Genomic DNA, 12,292 nt, shown 5'->3' with positions numbered 1-12,292 from the left:
ATAGTGGCGTGCAATGAACATTGGCGAGTTGCATACTCTAAAAATGCAGACAATTACATGATTGATAAAAGCGAAATGATTTTCGGCGTCCGTGCCGTGATTGAAGCCATTCAGGCTGGTAAAGAGATAGACAAGATTTTGGTGAAGAAAGACATTCAGAGTGACTTGTCCAAGGAGCTGTTTGCTGCTCTGAAAGGTACGCTGATTCCTGTTCAGCGCGTCCCGGTGGAACGTATCAACCGCATCACCCGTAAAAATCATCAGGGTGTAGTGGCATTCATATCTTCGGTGACGTATCAGAAGACCGAAGATCTGGTACCTTTCCTCTTTGAGGAAGGTAAGAGTCCGTTCTTTGTTATGCTCGACGGGATTACGGATGTGCGTAATTTTGGTGCCATAGCCCGTACTTGCGAATGTGCCGGAGTGGATGCTGTCATTATTCCTGCGAAAGGAAGTGTTACGGTCAATGCGGATGCGATGAAGACTTCAGCCGGAGCTCTGCATACTTTGCCTGTCTGTCGTGAACAGAACTTAAAGACAACTTTACAATATCTGAAAGATAGTGGATTCCGCATTGTGGCTGCTACCGAAAAGGGTGATTATGATTATACGAAGGCCGACTATACCGGTCCGATGTGCATCATTATGGGCGCCGAGGACACCGGTGTTTCGTACGATAACCTTGCGTTATGCGACGAATGGGTCAAGATTCCGATGTTGGGCAGTATTGAGTCACTCAATGTGTCGGTAGCCGCTGGTATCCTGATTTATGAAGGCGTGAAACAACGTACAAACTAAAACAACATTCAAATACATGAAAAAGAGCATATTATTCACATTTGTGCTTTGTCTCCTGTCACAATGGAGTGTAGCGCAAGCCCCCAAATGGGTAGAGAAGGCGAAACGATCGGTGTTTTCCATCGTTACGTATGATAAAGACGACAAAATTCAGAATACCGGTAACGGATTTTTTGTGACCGAAGACGGAGTGGCTCTGTCTGACTATTCTTTGTTTAAAGGAGCTCAGCGTGCTGTTATCATTAATTCCGAAGGAGAGAAAATGCCGGTTGAATGTATTCTGGGAGCCAATGATATGTATGATATCATAAAGTTCCGTGTCGGCATTACAGTAAAGAAGGTGCCGGCATTACAGGTGTCCACTGTAGCTCCGGCTGTAGGTGCCGAAGTCTATCTGTTACCTTATTCCACTCAGAAAGGTGGAAACGTGACCAGCGGCAAAGTGAAAAAGGTGGATAATATCGGTGGTGATAAATATCATTATTATACACTGGATATGGTATTGAAAGATAAGATGGTGAGTTGTCCGGTAACGACAGCGGACGGTAAAGTGTTCGGAGTGGCACAAAAAGCTTCCGGACAGGATACTACCTCTATTAGTTATGCAGCAGGTGCAGCTTTTGCCATGTCACAGAATATCAATGCTCTTGCACTGAGCGATGCCGCACTGAATGCAATCGGTATAAAGAAAGGCTTACCTGAAGATGAAGATCAGGCTTTGGTTTACCTGTTTATCGCTTCTACGCAAACTACTCCTGAGGCTTATGCCGTTGCCCTTGATGATTTTATCAAAACTTTCCCGAACAGTGCGGATGGCTATCTTCGTCGTGCAGGGAACTATGTGTTTGCAGGTAAGGATATGGACAAAGCGGCTGCCGATTTGGAGCATGCCCTGAAGGTTGCACAGAAAAAGGATGATGTTTATTATAACATAGCCAAGTTGGTATACAACTACCAATTGAGTAAACCCGAAACCACTTATAAGGATTGGACGTATGATAAGGCTCTGGCGGATGTGCGCAGCGCGATAGCTGTTCAGGATTTACCTGTATACCGTCAACTTGAAGGAGATATTCTTTTTGCCAAGCAGGATTATGCCGGTGCATTTACCAGCTATGACAAAGTGAACGGAACCGAATTGGCATCTCCGGCTTCCTTCTTCAGTGCTGCCAAGGCAAAGGAATTGAGTAAAGCTGCTCCCGAAGAGGTCGTTGCTTTGCTGGATAGTTGTATTGCCCATTGTCCGATGCCCATTACAGCAGATTTGGCTCCCTATCTGTTGGAACGTGCCCAGATGTATATGAATGTAGAAAAGTATCGTCCGGCTCTGGCCGATTATGATGCATATTTCAATGCAGTGAATGGCAGTGTTAACGATTTGTTTTATTATTATCGGGAACAGGCTGCCTTCAAAGCCAAACAATTCCAGCGTGCTTTGGATGATATCACAAAGGCAATCGAGCTGAATCCGGAAGATCTCACTTATCGGGCAGAGTTGGCAGTGGTCAACCTGCGTGTGGGACGCTATGCGGAGGCCGAGAAAGCATTGAAAGATGCATTGACTGTTGATCCGAAATATGCCGAAGCATATCGTTTGTTAGGAATTTGCCAGATTCAGTTGAAGCAAGAAAAAGAGGCTTGTGCAAGTTTTGCCAAAGCAAAAGAACTTGGCGATCCTAATGTGGATGAACTGATTAAGAAGCATTGTAAATAAAGTGCCGGAAATATAAAAGAGAAGAGGGTGTCCGAAAAGGGTACCCTCTAACTTTTTTCTTTTTTTGTGATTTATCCAACAACTTATAAAAATGCCCCTCATGAAACTCAATTTTCTCCCTTTATCAGTCTTATAATCCTTTCCATCCCTCCCTTTCTTAGCCTTTTTCTGCTTGCAGATCATTTTTCCGATGTTAAATGCAATAGCCAATATTCCAAAGTCCATGACAATCTTCTCCAAGCCTTTATGCCTGAACCTCTTGTACTCTTTATTCCATTTTATTTGCCCGAAGACCGCTTCCACCTCCACCGGTCTTTTGCTCCTATGTTCAAGCCCTTTTGATGAAGTGAGTTTCTCACGTGCCAGTTGCTTGTACCGCCTTAATTTATGATTCACCTTGATCTCCCTGTTTCCTCTCCCTTTGTGACATTTATTTTGTAGGGGACATCCCTGACAGTTCTTAGCACGGTAAACACTTATTTCACTTTCATATCCATTATCATTGACAGCCTTTATCGTGTAGGCAAATTTCATATACTGTCCCATCGGACATACAAAGTAATCTTCCGGTTCGTTATAATACAAATTATCTTGTTTGGAGATGTCACATTTCCATTTTTTTGTTTGTTCCATATGAAAATAATTATATTTCACATAAGCGCTTATACCGAAGCGTTCCATAAACTCATAATTTTCCTCACTTCCATATCCGGCATCCGCACAAACCTCTTTCATGAACCGGCAGTATCTCATCCGGCCATACAATAGAAATGAAATCAACGTCAACGTATCACCCGGATTGTGATAGAAAGCATAGTTTGTTATGAACTGGTTTTCCGTGGATATCTGTAGATTATATCCCGGTTTAAGCTGACCGTTCCTCATGTGGTCTTCTTTCATGCGCATAAAAGTCGCATCAGGATCTGTTTTGGAATAGCTGTTTCTTTCCCCCATTATTTCCAAGTGTTTCTCATATTCCTGCAGCTTAGGTAAGTACTCCTCATTAAGCTTTTTAATCTGACGAAGTTCACGTTTATTGCGGTTCTCCAGATTAATGGCATCTATTTTTTCTTTCAGAGCATGGCTGTCAATAGGAAGAGTTGATTCTCCAGGAGCGGTGTTGTCACCGAGAATACCCTCATCAATTTGAGAAAGTATACATTGAATCTTATTTTCCAGACGATCCTTATACTTTTCCACACTTTTGCGCCAGACGAAAGTATAACGGTTGGCTGCCGACTCCATCTTGGTCCCGTCGATATATTGTTTTTCCAGGCTGATATATCCCAACTCAACAAGCATGAGCACAATCTGAGTGAACAAACTGTGGATACAACTCTTCAAACGCTTGCTGCGGAAATCATTGATGGTACGGAAGTCGGGAGTGGACTTGCCCGAAAGCCACATGTAAAGGATGTTCTCCTGAAGTAGACGTGCTATCTTACGACAAGAGTACACATTGTTCAGGTAGGCGAAGAACAACACTTTCAAAAGCATGCGGGGATAATAAGCAGGACAACCACCACCCTTATAAGTAGATAACAACGGACTGATGTCAAGCTTATCAACAATCTGGTTGACAAGCCGGACCGGAGCATCCGAAGAAATATTTTCATCAAGACGGCAAGGAAATAAGGAATCCATACCTTGAGAATACTCCTTAAATTGTATATTTGCACTATCGATTAACATGCTCTAAGATAAACATTTTAGAGCAAATTAAAAAGTCCGAGCTTGGGAAAGTTCGGACTTTTACATAAAAAAAGAGGGTACCCTTTTCGGACACCCTCTTTCTTTATGTGGGAGATCCATTTCTAACATCTCCATTTTGTTAAAGTTTAGGTCTTATTCGGTTAAAGTTATTCTGATTCTTTTGTGTATTCATATATATAAATACGTTTGTTTGCCAAATACTGCATAGCTCTTATATTTTTTTCTTATCTTTGTTTTCATAAGAACTTTCCTGATAGGAGTTTTTTATCATCCTCAGGATATCAACTTTACCATAAATGTCAATCATTAATAAACCAAGTAAAATGAAAAAAGTAATTTGCAGTGATAAGGCACCGGGAGCTATCGGTCCTTACAGTCAAGCTATTGAAGCGAATGGAATGGTATTTGTTTCCGGTCAGCTTCCTATCGATGCAGCTACGGGGCTGATGCCCGACAGTGTGGAAGCACAAGCCCGCCAGTCTCTTGAAAACATAAAACATATCCTTGAGGCTGCCGGTCTGACCATGTCAGATATTGTAAAAACGACAGTTTTCCTCCAGGATATGTCTTTGTTTGCCGGAATGAATGGGGTATATGCAACTTATTTTGAAGGCGCATTTCCCGCCCGTTCGGCTGTTGCCGTGAAAGCCTTGCCTAAAGATGCTTTAGTCGAGATCGAGTGTATCGCGGCACGATAATAAGTCGGCTACAATAAAGCTACTGCCTCCTACGAAGATCAAGTCTTCCGGGAGGCTTTTTTCTTGTGCGGCCTTTACAGCCGATTGAACATCAGGATAAGTTTTACCCTGCAGTCCGGCAGAGGCTCCGATTTGCTGTAACAGAGTCTCTGACAGAGCTCTTTTGACGCTCGCTTTGGTGAAATAGTAGACTGCATTTTTAGGCAGTAAAGCCAGTACTCCACTGACGTCTTTGTCATTCACCATACCGATGACCATGTGGAGGCGTTCATATTTCATTTGCTTTAGTTGCTCTACGACATAAGAGATACCTGCTACATTGTGTCCCGTGTCACAAATGATGGTGGGAGAGTTTCTCAATTTTTGCCAGCGTCCTTGTAGTCCGGTCATTTGGTCTACTTGCCGGAAACCGTTTCTTACGTCATTGTCACTGATCTTATAACCTGACTTCCTCAGGATGGGAAGAGCAGACAGAAGTGTATTTGTGTTTTTTAGTTGATATGAACCTCCCAATACTCCTTCCAGTCCGGGATATGTCTCGTTTTCGTAGATCCAGCCGGAAACAGCTTCTGCTTCTTCTGCTTGTACAGCACTGGAGTGTTTTTCCGGACATTCTGTCCATTTTCTGTTCGTACAGGTTTTGAATTTTGTTGCTCCTTTTAGTCTTTGTTCTTCTTCTGCGAAGATGATAGGAGCTTCCACTTCCTGAGCTTTCTGCAAAAATACGGGCTTAGTCTCTTCGGTTGTTTCACCAATGACAACCGGTACACCTTTTTTTATGATACCTGCTTTTTCTGTCGCTATTTTTGCCAGTGTATTGCCCAGAAACTGCATGTGGTCGAAACTGATATTGGTGATAATACTCAAATCCGGATGAATGATGTTGGTGCAATCCAGGCGTCCTCCCAGTCCAACTTCGATTACAGCTACGTCTATATGCCGGTCGGCAAAGTATCGGAATGCCATGGCTGTAGTCAGTTCGAAGAACGAAGGATGCAATGGTTCAAAAAAAGAACGGTGGCTTTCCACAAAACGGATCACGTATTCTTGTGAAATGGTCTCGCCATTGATGCGGATACGTTCGCGGAAGTCGACTAAATGGGGCGAAGTATAGAGCCCGACTTTATATCCGGCCGACTGCAAAATTGCTGCCAATGTGTGTGAGCAAGAGCCTTTTCCATTAGTCCCGGCGATGTGGATACTTTGAAACGTGGTGTGAGGATGTCCCAAATATTCGTCTAATGCATGGGTGTTTTCCAGTCCCTCTTTGTATGCACTGCTTCCTACCTGTTGGAACATGGGAACGCTGTTGTATAGGTAGTCTAAAGTTTCCTGATAATTCATGTTTTATAATATTTAACGGGCAACTTCTTTTGTTTGCCTTTTTATTTGTTATCTTAGTTGCAACAATTCAACACAGAGGTGTCGATTGTCTTTTTGATTGCAAATATCAACATTTAAATCTAAGAATCATGGGAACAAAGAAAAATTTTGTGCTCGACACGAATGTTATTCTCCACGACTACAATTGCCTGAAGAATTTTCAGGAGAATGATATTTATCTTCCGATTGTTGTTTTGGAAGAATTGGATAAATTCAAGAAAGGTAACGAACAAATCAATTACAATGCGCGTGAGTTTGTGCGCGAACTTGATTTAATAACCGACGATAGCCTGTTCACCCATGGCGCCCCTTTGGGCGAAGGACTGGGCAAGTTGTTTATTATAACAGGTGATTCGGAAGCTCCTAAAGTACATGAATCGTTTCCTGCCCGTAAACCGGATCATCAGATATTGGCTGTAGCCGAGTTTCTGGCGCGGAAATATCCGAAAATGAAAAATATCCTGGTGACTAAGGATGTCAACTTACGGATGAAAGCCCGTTCCATAGGGATACTTTGCGAGGACTATATCACCGATAAGGTTGTGAATGTCGATGTTTTCGAAAAATCGAACGAGGTATTCGAAAACATAGAACCGGAGTTGATCGACCGTATTTACTCGTCCAGAGAAGGGCTGGATATCAATGAATTTGATTTTAAGGACATTCTTCGTCCCAACGAATGTTTCATTCTTAAGAGTGATCGCAGCAGTGTGCTTGCCCGTTACAATCCCTTTACACACATGGTCTGCCGGGTAAATAAAACGAAAAATTATGGAATCGAACCGCGTAATGCGGAACAGAGTTTCGCTTTCGAAATTCTGAATGATCCCGATATAAAACTGGTGGCTTTGACAGGTAAGGCCGGAACCGGTAAAACATTGCTTGCCCTGGCCGCAGCTTTGGGAAAACTTACTGAATATAAACAAATTCTGCTGGCACGTCCTATTGTGGCCCTTTCCAATAAAGATTTGGGATTCCTTCCGGGAGATGCAACTGAAAAGGTAGCACCCTATATGCAACCCCTGTTCGATAACCTGAATGTAATAAAACGTCAGTTTGCCTCAAACTCTACCGAAGTGAAGCGGTTGGAAGATATGCAGAAGAGCGAGCAATTGGTGATCGAGGCTTTGGCATTTATTCGCGGACGAAGCCTTAGCGAAACCTACTGCATAATTGACGAAGCACAGAATCTGACCCCACACGAAATTAAAACTATTATCACCCGTGCCGGAGAGGGAACCAAGATGGTGTTTACCGGAGATATCCAACAGATTGACCAACCTTATCTGGACAGTCAGTCTAATGGTCTGGTGTATATGATCGATCGCATGAAAGATCAGAACCTGTTTGCACATGTCAATCTGGTGAAAGGTGAACGCAGCGAATTGAGTGAATTGGCAAGTAACTTAATGTAATATCCATATTTTAAAGGGACGGAAGAAGAGAATTCCGTCCCTTTTTTACACTATTATTCCACTTTTATTGTGTTAAAAACTTTATTTTGTCAAATAAAAACGCACGGGTTAGTGAAAATAGTGTATCTTTGCACCGCCTAAAACAAAAACTGTAAAACAAATGAAACAGAATTTTTTCCATCGGTATCTTTCCGCGAAGGTACTGCCCATTTGGACTATCCTATTGATTGACATATTTATTATTGTCGCATCCTGTTTGCTTGCCTATTCGCTTCGTTACGATTTTCGCAGCATTTTTCTGGATTCGTCTACGATAGATAAGACCATTCTTTGGACAGTAGTGGCTAATTTGATTTTCTTCCGGGTATTCCGTACCTATTCAAATGTGCTTCGCTTTTCTTCGTTTGTGGACATTATGCGCATTTTTGTGTCGCTTACGGTCTCTTATGGGGTACTGATGATTCTGAGTGTTCTGCTGGACGCTTATCTGGGTGTCCGGATTGGTGCCATCAGCGTGCTGTTTATGGCGTACGTGATCAATTTTGCCATGATGGCTTGTTCGCGTATAGTAGTTAAGATGTTTTTTGAAGTGCTCAACTTCGATGGTAGTCATACCACTAACGTATTTATTTATGGTGCCAAAGAGGCCGGAGTGAACATAGCCAAGTCTCTGCGTGTAAATTTGCGTAATCATTATCGTCTTCGTGGTTTTATAGCCGACGAGCCGGAGTTGATTGGTAAAGTTATGATGGGAGCTAAGGTCTTTCCAAACGACGAACTACTAATTGAAAACATGAACGACCGTGATGTGCATACCATCATCGTTTCTCCGGTTAAGATGGAGAAACTGAAAAAGTCCGACATGATTGATACGCTGCTCTCCAATAACGTGAAGTTGCTGACCGCTCCTCCTCTGAGCGAATGGGGCGGACAATCACTCAATAAAACCCAACTGAAGGAAATACAGATTGAAGATCTCTTGCAACGCGAACCTATCGAGGTAGATATTCATAAGATTGCTTCCCATTTGGAAGGCAAACGAGTGATGATTACCGGTGCTGCCGGTTCTATTGGTAGTGAGATTATGCGTCAGGTTGCATCTTTCAACCCATATAAGTTGATCCTGATTGATCAGGCTGAGACTCCGTTACATGACATTCGTTTGGAATTACAGGATCGTTGGCGTGATATTGATGCTGAAACGATTGTTGCTGATATATCGAACGCTACCCGCATGGAAGCTATTTTCCGTGAATACAAGCCTCAATACATATTTCATGCAGCCGCGTACAAGCATGTGCCGATGATGGAAGACAACGTGTCGGAGTCTATTCAGATTAATGTGTCGGGTACACGTACGCTTGCCGATCTTGCCGTTAAATTCGGTTCGGAGAAATTTGTGATGATTTCTACGGATAAGGCTGTCAATCCGACCAATGTAATGGGATGTTCAAAGCGTATCTGTGAAATCTATGTACAGTCATTAGCGAAAAAATTACAGAAGGAAGGCACTCGTTCGGTGCAGTTCATTACCACTCGTTTCGGTAATGTATTAGGCTCTAACGGTTCGGTTATTCCCCGTTTCCGCGATCAGATTCAGCGTGGAGGTCCTGTAACTGTTACTCACCCTGAGATTATCCGTTATTTCATGACTATACCCGAAGCTTGTCGTCTGGTATTGGAGGCCGGTAGTATGGGTAATGGCGGAGAAATCTACATCTTCGATATGGGTAAACCCGTGAAGATTGTCGATCTGGCTAAGCGAATGATCAGCCTTTCGGGACGTACGGACGTGAAGATTGAATTTACCGGTTTGCGCCATGGTGAGAAGCTGTACGAAGAGTTGCTCAACGTGAAAGAGCTGACCAAACCTACTTACCACGAAAAGATTATGATTGCCACTGTGCGTGAGTATGATTATGACGAAGTGAAAGAGAGAATTCAGAAATTAATCGATGTAAGTTACACCTATGATCAGATGAAGATCGTAGCTGCCATGAAAGATATTGTTCCGGAGTTTGTGAGCAAAAACTCTTGTTTTGAGGCATTGGATAAGAAAGACTAATCATCAGAACCTGCCGGAATATCTTGATCTTAATTATATAATCAGAAGCTATAGGTTTAACTATAACTTCTGATTTTTTTATGTATTAATACCTTCTGCTATTTCGCAAATTTGTTAAACATATCTTTTACTTTGCCTGTTTCAGGCATATTCAATAAATAGAACTTTTCACAGGTACTTGCTCCGTATTGGCAGTTTACTGTACCGAAATCTTCTTCTTTACCCGACCGGTTATTTCCGTCCATGCGGAGGAATACATTCGGGAAGGCAACTGATTCAATGGTATATGAACCGTCGTTCTGTTCGTGCAGCTTGAAGTGTTCCCAGTCACTCGCTCCAAACTGACAGTTTACATGTCCTGCACCCGATCCTGCAAAGCCACGAATGCCACTTCCGTCCATGCGGAGAAATACCCCGGGATACTTTACTGATTCAATGGTAAACGTACCATTTTTCTGTTCTTGTACTTTAAATGCTCCGGTAGGAGACATATTTTTCTGGCAACTTACTTTTCCTGCACCTGCACCATTGGCTTGGGTAATTCCATTTCCATCCATCCGAAGGAATACATCTTTGAAAGCTACTGATTGAATCAGCAGCGGTTTCGAGAAATTTACTTTAATCATAATTCTTCTTGAGAAATATTTTATTCTCCTGTATTGAAGAGAACTTTCTTCCTACTCTATTTCCGGCTTTTCGGTTCCGCCCGTTTTTATTTATTCTTTGTAAGCTTACGACAGCAAAAGTGAAAAGAAAAGCCCTATCCTGAAAATATAAATTCCGAATAAGCTATAGTTCCTTTTAAAAGGAGGGATCGGTCTTTTGATTGCTTTCCTTGAGGGACAAGGACACGCGGCCCTGTATGCTTATAAGACAATAGCATTCATTCGGAAAAACATTCTTCCGGTTTAAAATATAAAATTGTAACCGGGTCGGGCACTCTCTATTTTTGCCGTCATAAAAGTCTGAATAGAAAATTGAAATTTATAAATAATCACAGATATGGCTGCAAAAATATTAAGTGTAGATGATGAACTCGATTTAGAGGTATTGCTTACCCAGTACTTCAGGCGACAGATACGAAAAGGTGAATACGAGTTTGCCTTTGCCCATAATGGGTTGGAGGCTTTACAGAAACTTCTGGAAACTCCTGATTTCGATATTATCCTGAGTGATATTAATATGCCCGAGATGGATGGATTGACCTTGCTGGCCAAGATCAATGAATTGAAAAATCCGGCGATGAAATGTATTATGGTCTCTGCTTATGGAGATATGGACAACATACGTTCTGCCATGAATAAAGGGGCATTCGACTTTGCTACCAAGCCGATAGATCTGGAAGACTTGTCGCGGACTATTGAAAAAGCAATCGAACAAGTCCGTTATATCCGGGAGTCACAGCAGGAACACAATCAATTGGAGTCTATCAAGAATGACCTGGCCATTGCAGGAGAAATCCAGCAAACCATTCTTCCCCGTTCTTTTCCGCCTTTTCCTGAATTGGCGGGAATGGTCGATATCTATGCCTCCATGACCCCGGCCAAAGATGTAGGTGGTGACTTTTACGACTTTTTCCAGATTGACGACGAGCGCATAGGTCTGGTGATTGCCGACGTATCCGGGAAAGGTGTACCCGCATCCTTGTTCATGGCCGTTAGCCGGACACTGCTTCGGGCAACCGCTCTCCGGGGAGTATCATCGGCTGAATGTCTCACTTATGCCAACAAGCTGCTGTGCAAAGAAAGTATGGACTCTATGTTTGTGACGGTTTTTTATGGGATCTATAACTGTAGGACCGGTGTAATGGATTATACCAATGCCGGACATAACCCTCCATCTATTCTTCGGAGAAACCGATCGGCAGCGTACTTGCCCGTCGCTTCCAATTTTGTGGTCGGAGTGTTCGATGACATTGAATTTGAAAGTAATACATTGGAGTTTGGAGTCGGAGATACTCTACTTCTGTATACCGATGGGGTAACGGAAGCCTTCAATGATAAAAGCGAACAATTTTCGGAAGGCAAACTGCAGGAAGTTCTGGGTGCTTTGCAAGAAGATACTTCAGCGAAAGAGGTCGTTACGCAGGTGCTTCACTCTGTCAGGGCTTTCTCCGGAGATTATCCTCAGTCCGATGATATCACTTTACTGTCTCTTCAACGAATCAGATAATACTAAAAAATAAGAAAACTATGGAAAAGTATGAAATCCATCCAGTTGGTGCCGTTTTGGATTCAAATACAAGCGCTGACGAACAAACTAAAATTGTAGCTCTTATTGAGCAAGGGCATTCTGTGGCGTTGGACCTCAGCAATTGTTCCTACGTATCCAGTGCCGGATTACGCGTTATGCTCTACGCCTTTAAACTGGCAAAGGCTAAAGGCAGGAATGTATGTCTTGTCGGTGTGTCGCAAGAGATTAAGGACGTAATGCACATGACCGGATTCGATAAGTTTTTTCGTTTCTATCAGACCCTTGACGAATTATCACAATCTTAAAAAATACC

10 protein-coding genes are annotated in these 12,292 nt (G+C 42.7%); 7 read left to right on the top strand and 3 right to left on the bottom strand.

Annotation, left to right across the window (positions count from 1 at the left end):
- Positions 1 to 57: 57 nt before the first annotated feature.
- The gene (gene rlmB / locus DBK98_RS18140; protein WP_005779999.1) at positions 58 to 798 is read left to right on the top strand and encodes a 23S rRNA (guanosine(2251)-2'-O)-methyltransferase RlmB; all 741 of its coding nucleotides are present in this window, start codon (positions 58 to 60) and stop codon (positions 796 to 798) included.
- 16 nt (positions 799 to 814) lie between these two features.
- The gene (locus DBK98_RS18135; RefSeq protein ID WP_032535820.1) at positions 815 to 2,512 is read left to right on the top strand and encodes a serine protease; all 1,698 of its coding nucleotides are present in this window, start codon (positions 815 to 817) and stop codon (positions 2,510 to 2,512) included.
- On the opposite strand, the gene DBK98_RS18130 is transcribed toward DBK98_RS18135, so the two are convergent.
- Complete coding sequence (locus DBK98_RS18130; protein ID WP_234230157.1) at positions 2,396 to 4,204, bottom strand: IS1182 family transposase; 1,809 nt, start codon at positions 4,202 to 4,204, stop codon at positions 2,396 to 2,398. The genes DBK98_RS18135 and DBK98_RS18130 overlap by 117 nt on opposite strands.
- 344 nt (positions 4,205 to 4,548) lie before the next feature.
- On the opposite strand from DBK98_RS18130, the gene DBK98_RS18125 reads away from it, so the two are divergent.
- Positions 4,549 to 4,923, top strand: coding sequence for a RidA family protein (locus DBK98_RS18125; RefSeq protein ID WP_032535986.1), 375 nt, complete (start codon positions 4,549 to 4,551; stop codon positions 4,921 to 4,923).
- Here DBK98_RS18125 and DBK98_RS18120 read toward each other — a convergent pair.
- Complete coding sequence (locus tag DBK98_RS18120; RefSeq protein WP_032535987.1) at positions 4,891 to 6,267, bottom strand: folylpolyglutamate synthase/dihydrofolate synthase family protein; 1,377 nt, start codon at positions 6,265 to 6,267, stop codon at positions 4,891 to 4,893. The two genes, DBK98_RS18125 and DBK98_RS18120, sit on opposite strands and share 33 nt — an antisense overlap.
- Before the next feature lie 128 nt (positions 6,268 to 6,395).
- Between DBK98_RS18120 and DBK98_RS18115 the strand changes: the two genes are divergently transcribed.
- Together DBK98_RS18115 and DBK98_RS18110 are read left to right on the top strand one after the other, a co-directional pair.
- Complete coding sequence (locus tag DBK98_RS18115; RefSeq protein ID WP_022011885.1) at positions 6,396 to 7,721, top strand: PhoH family protein; 1,326 nt, start codon at positions 6,396 to 6,398, stop codon at positions 7,719 to 7,721.
- 160 nt (positions 7,722 to 7,881) lie between these two features.
- A complete protein-coding gene (locus DBK98_RS18110; protein ID WP_005806946.1) occupies positions 7,882 to 9,786 on the top strand; it encodes a nucleoside-diphosphate sugar epimerase/dehydratase in 1,905 nt (634 codons plus the stop codon).
- Between the two features lie 98 nt (positions 9,787 to 9,884).
- On the opposite strand, the gene DBK98_RS18105 is transcribed toward DBK98_RS18110, so the two are convergent.
- Complete coding sequence (locus tag DBK98_RS18105; protein WP_005806944.1) at positions 9,885 to 10,412, bottom strand: hypothetical protein; 528 nt, start codon at positions 10,410 to 10,412, stop codon at positions 9,885 to 9,887.
- Between the two features lie 376 nt (positions 10,413 to 10,788).
- On the opposite strand from DBK98_RS18105, the gene DBK98_RS18100 reads away from it, so the two are divergent.
- The gene (locus DBK98_RS18100; protein WP_005806941.1) at positions 10,789 to 11,958 is read left to right on the top strand and encodes a PP2C family protein-serine/threonine phosphatase; all 1,170 of its coding nucleotides are present in this window, start codon (positions 10,789 to 10,791) and stop codon (positions 11,956 to 11,958) included.
- Between the two features lie 20 nt (positions 11,959 to 11,978).
- The gene (locus tag DBK98_RS18095; protein WP_005779990.1) at positions 11,979 to 12,284 is read left to right on the top strand and encodes an STAS domain-containing protein; all 306 of its coding nucleotides are present in this window, start codon (positions 11,979 to 11,981) and stop codon (positions 12,282 to 12,284) included.
- Positions 12,285 to 12,292: the final 8 nt, after the last annotated feature.

The sequence above is a fragment of the Bacteroides sp. PHL 2737 genome (assembly GCF_004115325.2).
GTDB lineage: Bacteria > Bacteroidota > Bacteroidia > Bacteroidales > Bacteroidaceae > Bacteroides > Bacteroides hominis.
This window is presented reverse-complemented; position numbering and strand designations above follow the sequence as displayed.